General features: G+C 62.7%; 20 protein-coding genes. 11 read left to right on the top strand and 9 right to left on the bottom strand.

Going from position 1 to position 17,233, the window contains the following annotated elements:
* Positions 1 to 11: 11 nt before the first annotated feature.
* The 3 genes from BLS26_RS00785 to BLS26_RS00775 all read right to left on the bottom strand — a co-directional run bounded on the left by BLS26_RS00785 (position 12) and on the right by BLS26_RS00775 (position 2,874).
* Entirely contained in the window at positions 12 to 1,115 is a 1,104-nt protein-coding gene (locus tag BLS26_RS00785) for a serine/threonine protein kinase (protein WP_092507570.1), read from the bottom strand.
* A 4-nt stretch (positions 1,116 to 1,119) separates the two neighbouring features.
* The gene (gene trmFO, locus BLS26_RS00780) at positions 1,120 to 2,571 is read right to left on the bottom strand and encodes a methylenetetrahydrofolate--tRNA-(uracil(54)-C(5))-methyltransferase (FADH(2)-oxidizing) TrmFO (RefSeq protein ID WP_092507568.1); all 1,452 of its coding nucleotides are present in this window, start codon (positions 2,569 to 2,571) and stop codon (positions 1,120 to 1,122) included.
* 150 nt (positions 2,572 to 2,721) lie between these two features.
* Positions 2,722 to 2,874 carry a DUF1127 domain-containing protein gene (locus tag BLS26_RS00775; RefSeq protein ID WP_016846063.1) on the bottom strand — a complete coding sequence of 51 codons (153 nt, stop codon included), beginning with the start codon at positions 2,872 to 2,874 and terminating at the stop codon, positions 2,722 to 2,724.
* A 656-nt stretch (positions 2,875 to 3,530) separates the two neighbouring features.
* Here BLS26_RS00775 and BLS26_RS37125 point away from each other — a divergent pair.
* Positions 3,531 to 4,067, top strand: a complete 537-nt coding sequence (locus BLS26_RS37125; protein ID WP_371360725.1) for a hypothetical protein — start codon at positions 3,531 to 3,533, stop codon at positions 4,065 to 4,067.
* A gap of 161 nt (positions 4,068 to 4,228) precedes the next feature.
* Here BLS26_RS37125 and BLS26_RS00765 read toward each other — a convergent pair whose 3' ends face one another.
* Positions 4,229 to 5,059, bottom strand: coding sequence for a lytic transglycosylase domain-containing protein (locus tag BLS26_RS00765; protein ID WP_371360724.1), 831 nt, complete (start codon positions 5,057 to 5,059; stop codon positions 4,229 to 4,231).
* Positions 5,060 to 5,348: 289 nt separating this feature from the next.
* Positions 5,349 to 6,290, bottom strand: a complete 942-nt coding sequence (locus BLS26_RS00760) for a DUF2189 domain-containing protein (protein WP_092507566.1) — start codon at positions 6,288 to 6,290, stop codon at positions 5,349 to 5,351.
* 297 nt (positions 6,291 to 6,587) lie between these two features.
* Between BLS26_RS00760 and BLS26_RS00755 the strand changes: the two genes are divergently transcribed.
* The gene (locus BLS26_RS00755; RefSeq protein WP_092507564.1) at positions 6,588 to 6,974 is read left to right on the top strand and encodes a DUF3597 domain-containing protein; all 387 of its coding nucleotides are present in this window, start codon (positions 6,588 to 6,590) and stop codon (positions 6,972 to 6,974) included.
* Positions 6,975 to 7,052: 78 nt separating this feature from the next.
* Here BLS26_RS00755 and BLS26_RS00750 read toward each other — a convergent pair whose 3' ends face one another.
* Positions 7,053 to 7,217 carry a DUF1127 domain-containing protein gene (locus BLS26_RS00750; protein ID WP_157676244.1) on the bottom strand — a complete coding sequence of 55 codons (165 nt, stop codon included), beginning with the start codon at positions 7,215 to 7,217 and terminating at the stop codon, positions 7,053 to 7,055.
* A 173-nt stretch (positions 7,218 to 7,390) separates the two neighbouring features.
* On the opposite strand from BLS26_RS00750, the gene BLS26_RS00745 reads away from it, so the two are divergent.
* Positions 7,391 to 8,182, top strand: coding sequence for a fumarylacetoacetate hydrolase family protein (locus BLS26_RS00745; RefSeq protein WP_092507560.1), 792 nt, complete (start codon positions 7,391 to 7,393; stop codon positions 8,180 to 8,182).
* A gap of 134 nt (positions 8,183 to 8,316) precedes the next feature.
* Positions 8,317 to 9,012 (top strand): hypothetical protein, encoded by a 696-nt coding sequence (locus tag BLS26_RS35420; RefSeq protein WP_157676243.1) that lies wholly within the window; start codon positions 8,317 to 8,319, stop codon positions 9,010 to 9,012.
* On the opposite strand, the gene BLS26_RS00735 is transcribed toward BLS26_RS35420, so the two are convergent.
* Positions 8,900 to 9,172 carry a GNAT family N-acetyltransferase gene (locus tag BLS26_RS00735; RefSeq protein WP_092507556.1) on the bottom strand — a complete coding sequence of 91 codons (273 nt, stop codon included), beginning with the start codon at positions 9,170 to 9,172 and terminating at the stop codon, positions 8,900 to 8,902. The two genes, BLS26_RS35420 and BLS26_RS00735, sit on opposite strands and share 113 nt — an antisense overlap.
* Positions 9,173 to 9,289: 117 nt before the next feature.
* Here BLS26_RS00735 and BLS26_RS00730 point away from each other — a divergent pair, with 117 nt between their 5' ends.
* Both BLS26_RS00730 and BLS26_RS00725 read left to right on the top strand, forming a co-directional pair.
* Positions 9,290 to 10,231 carry a tetratricopeptide repeat protein gene (locus tag BLS26_RS00730; RefSeq protein WP_092507554.1) on the top strand — a complete coding sequence of 314 codons (942 nt, stop codon included), beginning with the start codon at positions 9,290 to 9,292 and terminating at the stop codon, positions 10,229 to 10,231.
* A gap of 183 nt (positions 10,232 to 10,414) precedes the next feature.
* The gene (locus BLS26_RS00725; RefSeq protein ID WP_092507552.1) at positions 10,415 to 10,819 is read left to right on the top strand and encodes an SPW repeat protein; all 405 of its coding nucleotides are present in this window, start codon (positions 10,415 to 10,417) and stop codon (positions 10,817 to 10,819) included.
* 6 nt (positions 10,820 to 10,825) lie between these two features.
* Here the strand turns inward: BLS26_RS00725 and BLS26_RS00720 are convergent, their stop codons facing one another.
* Both BLS26_RS00720 and BLS26_RS37005 read right to left on the bottom strand, forming a co-directional pair.
* On the bottom strand, positions 10,826 to 11,359 hold the full coding sequence (locus BLS26_RS00720) for a DUF3828 domain-containing protein (protein WP_092507550.1): 534 nt from the start codon (positions 11,357 to 11,359) through the stop codon (positions 10,826 to 10,828).
* Between the two features lie 29 nt (positions 11,360 to 11,388).
* On the bottom strand, positions 11,389 to 11,517 hold the full coding sequence (locus BLS26_RS37005) for a hypothetical protein (protein WP_256385900.1): 129 nt from the start codon (positions 11,515 to 11,517) through the stop codon (positions 11,389 to 11,391).
* Between the two features lie 218 nt (positions 11,518 to 11,735).
* On the opposite strand from BLS26_RS37005, the gene BLS26_RS00715 reads away from it, so the two are divergent.
* From BLS26_RS00715 to BLS26_RS00695, 5 genes are all read left to right on the top strand, one after another.
* Positions 11,736 to 11,936, top strand: a complete 201-nt coding sequence (locus tag BLS26_RS00715) for a hypothetical protein (RefSeq protein WP_092507548.1) — start codon at positions 11,736 to 11,738, stop codon at positions 11,934 to 11,936.
* A 44-nt stretch (positions 11,937 to 11,980) separates the two neighbouring features.
* Positions 11,981 to 13,570, top strand: coding sequence for an acyl-CoA synthetase (locus BLS26_RS00710; RefSeq protein ID WP_244542059.1), 1,590 nt, complete (start codon positions 11,981 to 11,983; stop codon positions 13,568 to 13,570).
* 3 nt (positions 13,571 to 13,573) lie between these two features.
* Positions 13,574 to 14,431: a PCC domain-containing protein gene (locus tag BLS26_RS00705; RefSeq protein WP_092507544.1), complete on the top strand. Its 858-nt coding sequence runs from the start codon at positions 13,574 to 13,576 to the stop codon at positions 14,429 to 14,431.
* Positions 14,432 to 15,160: 729 nt separating this feature from the next.
* On the top strand, positions 15,161 to 16,123 hold the full coding sequence (locus BLS26_RS00700; RefSeq protein WP_091976312.1) for an IS110 family transposase: 963 nt from the start codon (positions 15,161 to 15,163) through the stop codon (positions 16,121 to 16,123).
* Between the two features lie 341 nt (positions 16,124 to 16,464).
* The gene (locus BLS26_RS00695; protein ID WP_092507542.1) at positions 16,465 to 17,220 is read left to right on the top strand and encodes an AAA family ATPase; all 756 of its coding nucleotides are present in this window, start codon (positions 16,465 to 16,467) and stop codon (positions 17,218 to 17,220) included.
* The last annotated feature ends 13 nt before the right edge of the window (positions 17,221 to 17,233 follow it).

Below are 17,233 nucleotides of genomic sequence, written 5' to 3'. Positions count from 1 at the left end.
GGGACACGAGACTAGCGCGCCGGCCGATCCATATCCGCTGATTCGAAATTAAACCGGTCCCGCAAATTCTTCCGCTGCTCCAGAATGTCCTTCAGGAATTCGCGGTCGGCGTCGCTGGTCATCATCGGCTCGATCAGGTCGATCTGGTTCATCGCAACCAGTTGCAGGATTTCGGTGCGCGGCTTTCCGGCACTGTCGCGCGGCAGGGCGTGCACCACCTGGATGTGTTCGGGCGGCTTGATGCCCTTGGCGGATGAGAGCTCGCTGCGCAGTTGCTTTTCCAGCGCCACTTTATCGGCCTCGACGAACGCATAGAGCCCGACGCCGACACGGCGGTCGGCGAAGGCGACGATCGCGGTGTCGCGGACCTCAGGGTTTTTCCGGATCAGGTCGATCAGCACAGGCGCGTCATTGACCAGGCGCCGGCCGCCGCCTTCGCGGTCGGTGAAATTGAACAGGCCGCGGGTGATGGCCTGATAGACCTTCTTGCCGGTCTTCAACCACAGACTGGCGACAAACGATTTGCGCGCCAGAATCTTGCGCTCCATCGGCGTCAGCGCCGCCGGCGCATAACTGCGCTTATGCTTCAGCAGATGCCGCAGGTCCTCATAGGCCGCGATCCGGAACAGCCGGCTGCGGCTCTTGAAACAGCCTGCCAACTGGAAATCGGTGAGATAGGCATTGCCGTCGCTGCCGCGCAGCCAGTTCTGTTCCTTGGCGAGATCGTTGTGGCAGATGCCGGCGCGATGCAGTTTTCGCAACGCCAGCTTGGCGGAGCGGAAATAGGCGAGGTCGCCATGGGGTTTTGCCAAATGCAGCGCGACGCCGTCGATGAAGCCGCGTACCAGCGCCTGCCGTCCGGCCCATAGCAGCTTCGGGCCGACATTGAGATCGCGCGCCAGCGCCAACGCGCGGCGCTCGCGGGCGAACAAATGGCGCGCGAGCGGATAAGACCACAGCGGCACCTGGTCGAGCCGGCGCAGTACGCCCTCGACTTCACCGGAGTCGTCGCGGAAGCGGCCGCGCTCGACGGTCGAGAACACGTCGCGCTTCAGCAGCACGCCTTCGGTCCACCGCGCCGACAGAACCGCGGCGTCATCCCCTCGCAAGGCCATGACGTTACGCCGCCGCCGCTACGCGCAGATGGTCGGCAATCCAGCGGTCGAGGTCGGCGAGCGCGCGGGCGCTCATCGCCTGCTTCTTGGCGACCGTCTTCTCGTTGCCGCGCAGCCGCGTGCCGTCCGGCTTCTTGGTCGGCATCACCGCCAGCGGCGGGAACAGGCCGAAATTGATGTTCATCGGCTGGAACGAGCGCGTGCCGGGCTCGAGGGTCTCGCCGGGCTCAATGGTCTCGATATGGCCGCCGGTGATGTGGCCGAGCAGCGATCCCAGCGCCGTGGTCGCGGGCGGCGGCGCCAGCGACTGCGCGCGCGCATCGGCGGCGGCGTAGAGGCCGGATATCAGTCCGATGCTGGCGGATTCCACATAGCCCTCGCAGCCGGTCATCTGGCCGGCAAAACGCAGCCGCGGCTGGGCGCGCAACCGCAACTGGCCATCCAGCAGTTTTGGCGAGTTGAGGAAGGTGTTGCGATGGAGGCCGCCGAGCCGGGCGAATTCGGCGCCTTCGAGCCCGGGAATGGTGCGGAACACCTGTTGCTGTGCGCCGTGCTTCAGCTTGGTCTGGAAACCGACGATGTTGTAGAGCGTGCCGAGCTTGTTGTCCTGGCGCAGCTGGACGATGGCGTAGGCCTTCACCGTCGGATTATGCGGATTGGTCAGTCCGACCGGCTTCATCGGCCCATGCCGTAGCGTCTCGGGGCCGCGCTCGGCCATCACTTCGACCGGCAGGCAGCCGTCGAAATAGGGCGTGTTGGTCTCCCAGGCCTTGAAGTCGACCTTCTCGCCGTCGATCAGATCAGCGACGAAGGTGTCGTATTGGTCCTTGGTCATCGGGCAGTTGATGTAGTCGGCGCCGGTGCCGCCGGGCCCAACTTTGTCGTAGCGCGATTGAAACCACGCCACCGACATGTCGATGGAATCCTTGTGCACGATCGGGGCGATCGCATCGAAGAACGCCAGCGCGTTCTCGTCGGTCAGCTCACGGATCGCCTCGGCCAGCGGTGCCGAGGTGAGGGGCCCGGTGGCTATGATGACATTGCCCCATTCCGCTGGCGGCAGGCCGTTAACTTCGGCCCGGTCGATTTCGATCAGCGGATGGTCGTGCAGCGCCTTGGTGACGGCGGCCGAAAAGCCGTCGCGGTCGACCGCCAGCGCGCCGCCGGCGGGCACCTGATTGGCATCGGCGGAACGCATGATCAGCGAGCCCAGCCGGCGCATCTCGGCGTGCAGCAGGCCGACGGCATTGTTGGCGGCATCGTCGGAGCGGAACGAGTTGGAGCAGACCAGTTCGGCCAGCCCCTCGGTGCGGTGCGCCTCGGTCATCCGCGAGGGCCGCATCTCGTGCAGAACCACGCGAATACCGGCATGGGCGATCTGCCAGGCGGCTTCCGAGCCGGCAAGGCCGCCGCCAACCACGTGGACGGTGTCAGTCTGGGGAGTGTTGGAAATCATGTGCGCAGGGTTAGCGCGTTTTCGCGAGGAACGCACCTGCGTCTGCGGCCGGCATGGCGTTTTGACGCGAACTGCACCGGCTGCGAATACGACAACGCCCGCAGCAAGGCGGGCGTTATCCGTTCGTCAGATCAGGCGGCTGGGGGGCAATCAGCCGTTATAGGTTCCGGCTGCAACGCGCGGAATGTCCGAGCGATCAAGGCCGATGTCGGCCAGTTCGCGATCGCTGAGCTGGGACAATTCGCTGACATTGCGCTGATAGTCCCGGAATGCCTGGATCATGCGGATGAGCGAGAGAAGCATGGTAGTCTCCTTGTAGTTACGATTCAGCCCTTGGAGGAAAGCCTCATCGTTGAAATGAATATAGGTCAGCATACCGCATTGCAGAAGTTCCGATGTTGCGGTGCAGCTAATCACAAAACGCATAGCGGAAGTAAGAATCGATTAACCTTTCGGCATGGCTGCCCAATCGGCTATCGGGGCCAACGGCGCGGGCATTGGAATAACGAAAATGTGCTTGTAAATAGCGGTATTTCGCAAACGCGACATCGGCCTTACTGCCGGTATAAATGGAAATTAGGGACCGCAGATTCAAGGGTGTAGGTCCCGGCCGACCGAAAGTGTCTTCCCGAGACCCGATTCTTGGAATTTTCTTATGCGCGATTCGCATGCAGTTGTTGTCATTAAAATGAACAAACAATCACTTCTTTGTCAGGCGCTGAATGCCTCGTCGGCCTTGCGGGCGAAGGCCCCGGACGCGTTGGGGCGGACGCGCCGCGCCTATGCGTCGTCGAGCCGGGGCTGCCGTTGGCCGGAAGACAGCGTTGGCTTCCAGCGACGACGCGACCTGGCGAGGCTGATGCAGCGAGTCGCGCAAGCGACATTGTGCAGAGAGCACTTGCTTCCGCGGTCGCGTGTTGAAGTCGCGGACCCTGAGGTGGCGAACGTAGATCGCAGTAATGGCAGGCGATGATCGCCGCATCGCTTGTGCATGCCGGCCGTCACGCATCGATCGAAGCGCGCTATGCGTCGCATCATTACGCAGCCGTAATGAATTACGCGGCCGTAATGAAAAAGCGTTGTTTCGCATAAGGCGTTGCATGCTGCGCCGATCACATCTCTATCGCGCGAATTTCATTCTGAAATCTTCGTGCGATCGGCGAACAATCGTTTCACGGATTCCGGCAATGACGCTGGCATTCGTTCAAAAAAACAGAAGATGGAAAACTACCATGCTCAACAAGATCCTCGCAGCAGCCGCAATGGCTGCAATCGCTTACGCCGTCGTCCCCGCCAACGCCGCCCATGTGGTCGCTGGCTGCAGTGGTCCGAACCTCACCAAGACCGAATCCATGATCGAGAACATGGCCGACGGTGAAGGCAAGATTGCGGCCCAGAAGGAAATCGCGATGGCGCAGGATTCAATGCTCAGCGGCAAGATGGGTGCTTGCGGCATGCATCTGAGCAAGGCCATGCACGACGCTATGGCGAAGTAAGCTCGCAAATTCTCGCACGAGGGCCGGTTGCGCGCGCGACCGGCCCTTTGATTTGGCTTCACGGTCCATGGCGTTTTCGACCGCAGCATGCCCTCGGGCTTGATTCCGGGGGGTGGACGCCGGTTTGCGTCGGTTCTGATTCAATCAGAACCGATAAGGCTCTAAGGCGCTCGCGCGAGCTGGGTGGCGAAGTAGGCGATGGTCTTGGCGTAGACCTCGCTCTTGTTCCATTGCTGGATCACCGCAAAATTCGGGCTGCCGGGTTGCCAGTCCTTGCCTTTCTGCCAGCCATAGCCGGCAAGAAAGTTCGCGGTCGAGGCCAGCACGTCAGGGACGCTGCGCAGCAGGTCGCGGTGTCCGTTGCCGTCGAAATCCACGGCGTACTTGACGTAGGACGACGGCATGAACTGGGTCTGGCCAATTTCGCCGGCCCATGCGCCGCGCATTTCCTGTGGCGCGATGTCGCCACGCTCGATGATGCGTAACGCGTCCATCAATTCGGCCTTGAATGTATCGCTGCGCCGGCAATCGTAGGCCAGCGTTGCCAATGAGCGCAGCGTCGGGAATTTTCCGATGTTAGCGCCGAAGTCGGTTTCCAGGCCCCAGATCGCGACGATCACTTCGCCCGGTACGCCGTAGGCCTGCTCGATCCGGGAAAGCACCGAACCATATTGCTTGAGCATGTTGGAGCCGCGGCTCATCCGGGGCGGTACCATCCGCCCGGAAAACTCCTCAAAGCTCTGGTTGAAAACCTTCTGCGACTGGTCGCGGGCCAGCACAGCCTTGTCGAGGGTGACGCCGGTCAGGCCTGCCTGGATCGCCGCTGGCGCAATTCCTTTCGCAGCGGCCTCTTTCTTGAAATCCTCCAGCCACGCCTCGAACGTGCCGCTGCCGCAGGGCGCGGCGATCGCTGGTGCCGCTGACGTCAGGACGAATGCAGCCAGCGCAATGGCGGGCAGGGACCGGCGAGGGGTCAAAAATCGGAAGTTCATGCTGCCGTGCGCTCCCAGGAATCGACTCACAAGTCGACTCGTCATCAACATTAGTCTCGAAACCATACCGAATGTTCGAGGCAACAGCGGCCAAAACAAGGCTTTTCCACTTGCATGGCCGTTACGCATGCAACGCGGTTGATGCCGCCCAATTCATGGGCAGCCGGAATGAAGCGCGATGCTTAGGGGACGGGCGAGCACCAAAGGACTGTGCTCGGTCACCTGACGCCGGCGCGGCAAACCGCCGGTCGACGATCGACCGGCGGTCCAGGTCGCGATAGTTACTGCCCTAGCTGTCCTTGCGCCGCCAGGGAAACAGATTGGCCGGGAAGTCGGCGGCGGGCCGGCGCTCGCGGGGAGCCCGCGGTGGCAGTGGTTGCGGATTGAGTTCGGGCTCGATCGTTTCCCGGTAAAGATGCCAGGTGGCGTGCCCGAGCAGCGGGATGACGACGGTAAGGCCGAGGAAGAACGGCAGCGATCCCACCACCAGCAGCACCGCGACGATCAAACCCCAGGCCGCCATCGGCACCGGATTGCGTGCGACGGCCCGCAACGAGGTAACCATGGCTTCGCCGGCGCCGGCATGACGATCGAGCATCAGCGGGAACGACACCACGCTGACGCAAAGCGCGACCAGCGCGAACAGGAAGCCGACGCCACAGCCGATAATGATCAGCCACCAGCCTTGCGGCGTGGTCAGTACGCGCGTGGCGAAGTCGGAAATACCGGTCACGCCTTCATAGCCGAACGCAGCGATGTAAATCGCCTGCGCGGTGGCGACCCAGGTCACGAACAGCGCCAGCAGCAGGACGCCGAGGCCGAGCATCGCGCCGAACGATGGCGAGCGCAACACGTCGAGGGCAACCCATGCCGAAGGTTCCTGTTCACCCATCTCCCGGCGGCGGCTCAGCTCGTAGAGACCGAGCGCTGCGAACGGGCCGAGCAGGGCAAAGCCGGCAGCGAGCGGAAACAGCAGCGGCAACACGGAATAACCGAGCACGGTGCGCGCCAGCACGAGGCCAAGCACGGGATAGATGACGCAGAGGATGATGGCGTGGCTTGGGACCGCCTTGAAGTCTTCCCAGCCGAGCTGCAACGCCCGATGCAGATCGGAGAAGCCGATGGTGCGGATCACCGGTGCTGCGGCATCTTGTCCGTTCTGCGTCAGAGATGTGACGCCGCGTTGAACTGGAGTGCCTGGAAGTGGAGCGCCTTGGTATGGGGTGGCCATGATCGTCGTCTCCCTTTGGCGGCCGCATTTTACGCCTTTGCTTGGGCGCAAACGTGCCGTTTCCAAAAATGATCACGATCAGACCAGACGCGCAGACAGGATGGTGGAACTGGCCATGTCGCGAACTGAGCCGTTAGCGTACTCTCAAAGCGAGCTACATGCACTCACGCTTCAGTGAATGTTCGATTGGCAAGCTGGTCTGGTCCCGATAAACTCGATCTCGATACCGGCCAGGTGCTGCCGGTCGCAAAGTGCCGGCAGACCTCACCCCACCCTGAAGTTTATTGGGAGCGAACGATGAGTATTTTCGGAAAAATCATGAGCGCGATCTTTGGCACCAAGGCTGAGGCTGCGCCTGCGGGTGGTGGAGCCGCTGGCGGCGCTGCGCCGGCTGGCGGAGCGGCGCCGGGGGCGGCACCGGCTCAGACCGTCGACGTCGCGCCGATTCTGGACAAGGCGGTGGCCGCCAAGGGCGAGAAGCTGGAGTGGCGCACTTCGATCGTCGACCTGATGAAGGCGCTCGATATCGACTCCAGCTTTGCAGCGCGCAAGGAGCTCGCCAAGGAGCTCGGTTACACCGGCGACAGCAATGACTCCGCCAGCATGAACATCTGGCTGCACAAGCAGGTCATGACCAAGCTGGCGGCGAATGGCGGCAAGCTGCCGCCGGAAATCAAGCACTGACGCTTTGCTACGTTTAAAATGCGAAGGCCCGCGGCGACGCGGGCCTTTTTTTGTTCGCGATTTCGCGCAAGCGAACGCTCAGGGATATTGTGCACGCGAAAGGTTGCGGGCCGCCGTCGCAAGTTCGCCATGGCTGATGCCGATGTCGCGCAGGGTGCGTTCATCGAGCTGATTGATGTTCTCGAGCTGGGATCGATAGCGGAAATACCGCCGAATGAGGGCTATGGTGGAGGAGATCAACATGGTCTGTTCCTTGAGGGTATGCGGAAGCACCTGACGGTGCCGATGTCGCTTGATCGCACGCTGCTTCGGAGCGGTTCATTGCGATGCAATATGATGCGAGCGGTATCCACTTCGTCCTGAAAACGCTGTAGACACCCTCCGGCAAAAAGACTCGCAGAACAAGGAGAACGCTCATGACCAAACTCGATCGCAGAACCATTCTGGCGTCAGGTGCGCTGGCGCTGGCGGGCACCGCTGTGCAGGGCAGCCCGGCCGAAGCCCAAGCCGGCCCGAAGGCGATGTTTCCGGTGCCGGCCACCACGATCCCGATCGTCGGCGAGACCGACGTATTTCAGGTCCGCCGCATCTATTGCATCGGGCGTAATTATGCCGCGCACGCGATCGAGCGTGGCTCCGATCCAACGCGCGAGCCGCCGTTCTTCTTCCAGAAGCCGACCGATGCGATCCAGAACGTCGCGGTCGGTGTAGTCGCCGACCATCCTTATCCGTCGCTGACCAAGAACTATCACCACGAGGTCGAACTGGTGGCGGCGCTGAAATCCGGCGGCGCCAACATCCCGGCCGACAAGGCGCTCGAGCATGTCTACGGCTACGCGCTCGGCCTCGATATGACCCGGCGCGACCTGCAGAATGGCATGGCGGCCGAGAAGAAGCCGTGGGAGATCGGCAAGAGCTTTGACCACGCCGCCGTGATCGGTCCGATTCACCCGGCATCGAAGACCGGCCACCTCGCCAATGGTGCGATCTCGCTGGCGATCAACGGCACCGTGAAACAGAGCTCGGATCTGAAGAACATGATCTGGAGCGTGGCCGAGCAGATCGCCAAACTATCCGAAGCCTTCGAGCTGAAGGCCGGCGACATCATCTATTCCGGCACCCCGGAAAATGTCGGCCCAGTCGTCAAGGGCGACGTGCTGCTCTGCAAGCTGGAAGGCCTGCCGGATATGTCGATCCGGATCGTGTGAGGCGCTCGGGCGGCGCCTGAACCTGTGCGCTGCGGGGAACGACCAAGGGGATGACGCGCGGCGGCGCGGTCGATGCCTGTCAGGCACGGGCCGCGATCCGCTCCGCAATCCCCGACATCCCGAGGATCCCCATCTTGGCAAGCCACATCGAGCGTTCCGGCGACCTTCTCAGCATCCGGCAGGACGTTCCGTGGCTGTCGCGGCTATTGATGCTGCCGCTGCTGCTCGCCTCCGGCTATCTCCTTCGCATTTTCGTTCTGTCGATCGGCGATGTGATCGGCGGCGCGAATGAGAGCGAGTTGCTGGCCGGCCAGATCATTTGCCTCGTGCTGGGCCTGCTGATCGGCGTGCCCGGCCTGATGGGATTTTTGATTCGAAACTCGCTGGTGATCGACAAGGCGCAGGGCAGGGTGACGAAGTCCTACGATTACAGGCTGTTCAGCATCCCCAGGAGCTTTGACCTCTCGCATGTCTCGCTGATCACGATCACCTGGGAAGACCTCCTGGAGCAGAACAAGACCGGTCCCGACCGCGACATCTTCAATGTCAACCTGGTGCGACCGAGGGATCACCGGACGACCATGATCGCATTCTTCAGAACGCTGAAGGATGCGACCGATCTGGCCAACGAGCTTTCGGTGGCCCTTGGAATACCGGTCAAGGATCTCTCGGACACCGAACCGGATGAGGACTGCGACCCGGAGGATCTCGATAAGGCTACGCCGTCAAATCCGCGACCTCAGGGTGTTTCGCGAGGTAGTCCACGACAAACGAACATCCCGCCACGACCTTCCGCCCGTCCGCCCGGATCAGCTCCAGCGCGCCCTTGACCAGTTCCGAGGCGATGCCGCGGCCGCGAAGCGAGCGCGGTGTCTCGGTATGGGTAATGATGACGGCTGATGGCGTCACTCGGTAATTTGCGAACGCGACCGCGCCTTCGACGTCGAGTTCGAAGCGATTTTGAGCCTTGTTGTCACGGACGGCGGCCATGCGGGCGTTCCCCAGATCACGCGTTCAAATGATTTAACCCCGTTCATTTAAGCGCGTGAACCCGGCGATGCAAACCGGCGACGAACGGTGAAATTTGCTCACCAGGACTTTTGATCCATGCGCCATTTGCCCCACCTGACCGCGTCGTTGTTGGGCGCCGCCGTGATACTCGCACAGCCGCCGGCCGCGTCCGCCGAAGGCGACCCGAACTGGCAGACCTGCATCGGCGCGGCTACAGCCCCCAATGACCGGGTGATTGCCTGCAGCGCGGTGATCGATGCCAAGGGCGAGACCGGCAAAAAGCTCGCCGCCGCCTATTGCAGCCGCGGCCACGGCCTGACCGAGAAGCGCGATTTCGATTCCGCGATGTCCGACCTCGATGAAGCGATCCGGCTCGATCCGACCTACGCCTGCGCTTACAGCAACCGCGGCCGCGTCCATGCCCTCAAGCGCGATTTCGACAGCGCGATGGCCGACTACGACGAGGCGATCCGGATCGATCCGGGCTTTGCGCTGGCCTACAATAACCGCGGCGACGCCTGGTTCAACAAGGGCGACCTCGATCGTGCGCTGGCTGATTTCTCTACCGCCATCAAATGCGATCCGTCGCTGGCGATCGCCTATGGCAATCGTGGTTTTGCCTATTATCGCAAGCGCGATATGACCCGCGCGCTGGCCGACTACTCGACCGAGATCAAACTCAAGCCCGGTGTGCTGGCCTATATCAACCGCGGCAATGTCTACCGCGACACCGAACAGCTCGACCGCGCCGCCGCCGATTACGGCGAGGCGGCCAGGATCGCGCCGACCGACGCGCGAGGCTGGCGCAATCGCGGCCTGATCCGGCTCTACCAGGGCGACAACAAAGCCGGCCTGGCCGACTACGACAAGGCGTTGCAATACGACCCGGCCGATGCCGATTCGTGGAACAATCGCGGCCAGGCCAGGATGCGGCTCGGCGACGCCAAGGGCGCGATCTCCGACTTCCGCAAAGCGCTCGAGATCAACCCCGGCCTTCGTACCGCGCACGACGGCCTGCAGCAACTCGGGGCGCTGTAGGGCTGGCCTGCCGCCAGGCCGCCTTCCTGCACAGAATCCGGCGGGTCGCGTCTTGCAAGCGATCCCGGCGTGCCTACGTCTTGAGGAAGACATACGCCCCGATGCGGCCGGATCTGGTTCGATATCGGAATGTGTTTGATCGTGGGCCGCTGACGTATGCCTCTTTTTCAAGGGAGGTTACCTATGTCGGACTCTCGTTTCTTCAGTACGCATCGCCCGTGGGAGGACTGGTTTGGCATGCTCCTCGGCGCGCTGATCGTGGTGTCGCCATGGTTTCCCCTGCAGCCCACGCATGACGTCATGAACGCCGAACGCAGCGTCATGATCCTCAACACGTTTGTGGTGGGCATGCTGGTATTTGGCCTCGCCCAGCTCGAATATGTCGCATTGCAGCGCTGGGAGGAGGTGGCGGAAATCGCACTCGGCCTGTGGCTGATCGCGTCGCCGCTCATCTTCGGCTATTCCGGGGACGAGTTTCTCAGGGTCTGGCATGCAGCTCTCGGCGGGATCGTGGTCCTGCTGGGCGCGCTACAACTGTGGCAGGACTGGCGCCTGAGCGATCAGGAACTCACCAGGCATCCGCAATAGCGGCCTCTAGTTCTTGAGCGACGCGGCGAGCATGGCCCGGATCGACCATGGCTCGCCGTCGCTGGCGCCCCTGATGTCGTCGATCTTCCACGCGGCGCCGTCGCGGACGAACTCGTAGCGGATGGTCCGGTCGGCGGGCTTGCGCGCGGGCGCGTTGCGGCCTTCGATCGTGACCGCGAGGGTGGCCTTGTCGGCCTCCTGTTTTTCAGTCGCCACCTTGAACGACTTCACGTCCGGCTCTTGCGAATTGGTGACGGGATCGAAATCGATCGGCCCGACGTCGCCCTTCGGCGTATGGGCGTCGGCCTTGCCCCAGAGCGCGACCAGCGATTTTGACAGGTATTTCGCCTTGGCGGCCTTGTTCTCGATGATGAACGCGCCGCCGCCGTCGCCTTTGCCCTTGGCCGCGCGGGCGTAGATGGCGGTGACGATGCCGGCCGGATCGGCCGGCGAGGGCGGCGCAGCGAAAGCCGATGGCGATAGAGCTGACGCCAGCAGGCCGGTCGCACCTGACACGATCAACGCTCGACGGGTTATCATGGCATTTCCCTGATCGGATCCGTCGGCGTTCAGCGCACGCCGGTGCCCTTGCAGCGCTGGCATTTGACGACATTGTTGCCCTTTTTCACCAGGCCCTTGCCTTCGCAATTCTTGCATTTCTGCTTCTTCTTAATGTTGGGACCTTTTTCATTGGACATGACGTTCTCCCGGCGACGCATTTTGCCGAATCACCATGATCCAGCCGCGCATCGCAGTCTATAAGCCGTTACAAGCCATTGCGCCGCTCGCGTTCGGGAGGCCGAATTGACGGTGGTCCCGCGGCTCTTGCCGAAGCCTGTGCGATGGCGATAAACCTTTGTCAAAGCTTGGCCCCGGGGCGACCAACAGCCCCCGTCTGCGTTGAAGAGGAAACCTCATGAAGCTCGTCCTGACCGTGCTTGGCATCGTCCTGCTGATTGTCGCCGCCGTTTATTTCGTGATGCCGGCCGACCAGTTGCCGGGCTTCTTTCCCGGCCATGAAGCGGGTGTGAATCGGATCCACGCCAAGCATGGCATCGTCGCCGGTGTTGCCGGCCTGGTGCTGCTGGCAGCCGGCGTATGGATGGGACGCCGGTGAGCGGCGCTTCCGCCGCCACTGCCCCGCGCGGGGGACTGGCGCGGATGTCGCGCCGGGTGATGAACCTCGCTTATCTCCTGACCCAGAACGCAAGGCGCCACGGCGATCGCCCCGGCTTCATCTGGGGCGACAAATCCTGGACCTGGCGCGAGATCGACGCGGCCGTCTCGGCGCTGGCGGCGGCCCTGGCCGCACGCGGCGTCGGCAAGGGCGACCGCATCCTGGTTCATTCCAAAAACGGCGACGAGATGTTCTGGTCGATGTTCGCGGCCTTTCGCCTCGGCGCGGTCTGGGTGCCCACCAATTTCCGCCTGATGCCGGACGAGGTCGCCTATCTCGCCTCCGCCTCCGGCGCCAAGGCGTTCCTGTGCCACGGCGATTTTCCCGATCACGCCAAGGCCGCTGATAATCCCGCGCTCGAATTCGTCTGGCGGATCGGCGAGGGCAGTTTCGGCGAAACTTCCGTGACCGAGGCGATCGCGGCGCACGCCGGCACCAAGGTCGAGAATACGACCGTCGATTACGACGATCCCTGCTGGTTCTTCTTCACCTCCGGCACGACCGGACGTTCCAAGGCGGCGGTGCTGACCCACGGCCAGATGGCGTTCGTCATCACCAATCATCTCGCAGACCTGATGCCGGGCACCACGGAAGCGGACGCCTCGTTGGTGGTCGCGCCGCTGTCGCATGGCGCCGGCGTCCACCAACTGGTGCAGACCGCGCGCGGCGTGCCGACCATTCTGCTGCCGTCGGAAAAATTCGACATCGCCGAGGCGTTCCGCCTGATCGAGCTCCATCGCGTCAGCAACATTTTTACGGTGCCGACAATTCTGAAGATGATGGTCGAGCATCCCGCGGTCGACAAATACGATCACTCCTCGCTGCGCTTCATCATCTATGCCGGCGCGCCGATGTACCGCGAGGACCAGAAGGCCGCGCTCAGCAAGCTCGGCTCGGTGCTGGTGCAGTATTTCGGCCTCGGCGAGGTTACCGGCAACATCACCGTGCTGCCGCCCAACCTGCACGACCCCGAGGACAGCCCCACGGCGCGGATCGGCACCTGCGGTTTCGAGCGCACCGGCATGCAGGTCTCGATCCAGGGCGACGACGGCAGCGAACTTAAGGCCTTCGAGACCGGCGAGATCTGCGTCATCGGTCCCGGCGTGTTCGCCGGCTATTACGACAACCCCGAGGCCAACGCGAAGGCGTTCCGCGACGGCTGGTTCCGCACCGGCGATCTCGGCCACATGGACGCGGAGGGTTTTGTCTACATCACCGGCCGCGCCTCCGACATGTACATTTCCGGCGGATCGAACATCTATCCGCGCGAGGTCGAGGAAAAGATCCTGACCCATCCCGCGATCGGCGAAGTCGCGGTGCTCGGCGTGCCTGACCCGTTCTGGGGCGAGGTCGGTGTCGCCGTCTGCGTCGCGCGCGAGGGCGCTGCCGCGGTAAGCGAGGCGGAGCTGGCCGCGTTCCTGTTGCCGAAGGTGTCCCGCTACAAGATGCCGAAGCGGTTCTTCTTCTGGGAAGCGTTGCCGAAGTCCGGCTACGGCAAGATTCCGAAGCGCTTGGTGCGTGACGAACTCGAGGCGCGGGGACAGCTCGACCTCGTTTCCAAGACAGGCACCTGAGGCATGCGCAGCATCGCCCAGCCGGGCGCGCCGGTAACTGAGCGGATTCAGTGGGTCGAGGCGCGCGGACGCGCGTTTTCGTTCACGCTCGAAGCCGGCCTGCCGCTGCTGGAAGCCGCGCGCCGCGGCTTTGCCGAGGCAGGCTTTGCCGGCGGCGTGCTGAGCATGGGGGCAGGGGCGCTCGGTCCGCTCGCCTATGTGATGCCGGCGCTGTCGAAAACCGGCGCCAACGCCGCGTTCTACAGCGACACCTTTCGCCCCGCAGGGATCACCCGGCTGAAATGTGCGGCGATGACGCTCGGCCAGCGCGACGGCGCACCGTTCTTTCATTGCCACGGCCTGTGGACCGAGACCGGCGGCGTCCTGCATGGCGGCCACATCCTGCCCGAGGAGAGTTTTGTCGCCGAACCGTTTAAGGTCGACGCATTCGGGATCGACGGCGCCATGTTTACGGCGGAGCCCGACAGCGAGACCAATTTCAAATTGTTCGGGCCAGTTTCGTGGGCGACGACCAACAGCAATAGCGAGAGCCGCGCCTTTGCGCTGCGGTTGCGGCCGAACCAGGATTTTGCCGCGGCGCTGGAAAATTTCTGCCGGCAGCGCGGCATCTTTCACGCCCGCCTGCACGGCGGCGTCGGCAGCACCATCGGCGCGCATTTTACCGATGGCCGCAGGATCGTGCCGTTCGCGACCGAGCTCGCGATCCGCTCCGGCGAGATCGCGCCGAACGCGGACGGCAAGCTGGAAGCGACGCTCGAGGTCGCGCTGGTGGATTATCTCGGCGGCATCGCCGAGGGCTGTTTGATGCGCGGGGACAATCCCGTGCTGATGACGATGGAGCTGGTGCTCGAGGTACTCTGAGGGCGGGGGGCGGTCGTAGCCCGAGAATAGTCGACTTCACGTAACGACCTATCTACGTCATTGCGAACGCAGCGAAGCAATCCAGTCTTTCTTTGTGCGGCAAGATGGATTGCCGCGTCGCTTCGCTCCTCGCAATGACGTGGTGAGACATGTGTTCGCATTCTCGCGGCGCCATGCGCCCGGAGTTTTGCTGGATAACCTTGCCCTCGAAAAATAGAGGGCGCAGGGAAGACCGGATGCGCGCTGCACCCGCGGTCTCATGTCCGTGTCTGCAAACAAGAATGTGCCCACGAGCATACAGGTTCAGCGGAGAGCCTCCGGCCTTCCCTGCGCAATGGCTTTGCGGCTTATACGAGATCGTCCTGGTGACCGGCTTTCTTGCCACCATCGCTCTCGGGCAACGTTAGCCGCCTTCGAACTTGACGCCAGCACCGGGGCGTCGGACCCAAACGATTTCGCCGTACGCAAACGCCACGCTCGTCAGTCGTGACCCTGCGTCCACCGCATCTCACCGCACGTTCGTGACGATCGCGAGCGCCCCTTGTGTCGGCAAAAACTGGCAGAATGTGCGAACGGGCGGTTGAATCAGAACCGCCCGTTGCTGGAACTGAGCCCGTTACGCCCCAAAGCGGCAGAGCCTGTATGAGAGCGAGGGACAGCTCCGGTGTCTTCCTCAACCCGAACAGTTGCAAGGGCCGTTGAGCCCGTACCGAGCAAGGAAGGGAGTGGATGATGGCACAAAATGGTCTCGTTGTCGTCGGCATCGATGTAGCAAAGGACAAGGTCGATGCGTGCATTCGCGAGTTGGCGCTGCGGCAGACGTATCCGAGCACTGCCCAGGGTCATCGCAAGCTGGTTGCCTGGCTTCGCAAGCACAAGGTGAACAGGGCGGTGATGGAGGCCAGCGGCGGCTATGAGCGCGATTGGGGGAAGGTGCTCCGCCTGGCCGGCATCGCCGTACGGATCGTCGACCCCAAGCGAGTCCGCAGCTTTGCGCAGTCGGCCGGACGCCTGGCCAAGAACGATACGATTGATGCAGAGATGATCGCTTGGTTCGCAGAGACGTTCAGCGAGGCGCCGGGCCAAGTGCACGATGCCGCGCGCGAAGAGCTGCAGGCGCTGGTGAAAGCTCGTCTCAATCTGGTCGATCTCAAGATACGACTGGAAGCTCAAAACGAGCATGCTGCACCAGGACAGGCTCGGAAAGCGCGGACCCGTATCTTGAAGAGCTTGCTCGAGGAAATTGCCAAGCTCGAAGTCGCGATCTCGGCCCAGGTCAGGGCCACACCTCATCTTGCCGAACGCGCCGAGATCGTCGAGAGCGTGCCGGGCTTTGCCGAAACGAGCTCAGCGAACCTCATTGCTGGAATGCCGGAGCTTGGGCAAGTGAGCGACGAGATCGCCGCGGCGTTGTTAGGCGTTGCCCCTTATGACGATGATAGCGGAAAGCGCCGCGGCGAACGCCACATCAAGGGCGGCCGCCGTTGGGTCCGAAACGCCCTCTACATGCCGTGCCTCGGCGCGGCCACACAGAACAATCCTGTCTTCAAGGCCTACTATCAACGGCTACTTGCCAAGGGGAAGGAGCCGAAGGTTGCGCTCGTCGCCTGCATGCGAAAGCTGATCATCATCCTCAACACAATGATCGCACGCCGGCAGAAATGGGATCCCAGCCGTTACGCACTGAATTGAGCGAGCGCACTTCACCGCGCTCGGTCCTCGACCGAGCGCATGCCTAGCCAACAGACCGGGGGAGCGGACGGCGTCAAGGCCGTAAGCCGCCGAAGGCGGGGGCGCGCCTCGCGCCAGCCTTGAGGCCAGCCGATCACCGGTCTACTTCAGCACAGTTGCTCTCATCGCGGGAGACGGGCGGCGTTAGACATCTGATTTGCCCGACGGGTCAATGGGAATCTTTTTACGTCGGCGGATTGACCTAGATCTGGCATGATTTGCCCGTCGGGCAAGATAGCTATATGGCTTGCTCCATTCATATTCGGCCGGATACATTCCATGGTTGTAGCGGAAATTTGCCCATGGCCTCACGACGCAACCGGACCATCAACCTGCCGGCGCCGTATCTCCGGCGGGTCTGGCTCAATCCCGCCGAGGTTTCTGACCCCGCGGCCTATCCGTTTTGCCTGCCGTTCCTGATCGACGGCTTCGAGCTTGAATTCGAACAGGCCATCACCATCATCGTCGGCGAGAACGGCGCCGGCAAATCGACGCTGCTAGAAGGGATCGCCGTGCTGGCCGGCTTTGACGAGGCCGGCGGCGGCAAAGGTTACCGGCCGGTCGATCATTCCAACGCCAGGGAGGTCATGGGCGGGGAGCTGTCGTCGGCTCTCGGGGCGAGCTGGCTGCCGAAGATTACCTACGGGTGGTTCTTCCGGGCCGAGAGTTTCTTTTCCGTCGCCAGATATCTCGACGAGTCTGGCAGCCCTTCAGCGGATTTTCTCTCCTACTCGCACGGCGAGGGCTTCATGTGCTTTTTCGAGGAGCGTTGTCAGCGCCAGGGCATCTTCATTTTCGATGAGCCGGAATCGGCGCTGTCGCCGGCGCGCCAAATGGAATTCCTGAAACTGATGCGGCGGATGGATACGTCGGGCAACTGTCAGGTCATCATGACCACGCATTCGCCTGTCCTGATGGCGTATCCGGGCGCACAGCTGTTGCGGTTGTCGAAGTACGGCCTGGAGCAGGTAACGGTTGAGCAGACCGATCATTATAGGGTGCTGCGGGAATTCTGCGCCGATCCGGCGGGGTTTGTCGAAGGCGCGATCGCTGAGTGATCGCCGGAACGGA

Source organism: Afipia sp. GAS231, from assembly GCF_900103365.1.
In the GTDB taxonomy this organism is placed as follows: Bacteria; Pseudomonadota; Alphaproteobacteria; order Rhizobiales; family Xanthobacteraceae; genus Bradyrhizobium.
The sequence above is the reverse complement of the archived record's forward strand: the minus strand, read 5'-3'. Positions and strand labels throughout refer to the sequence as shown.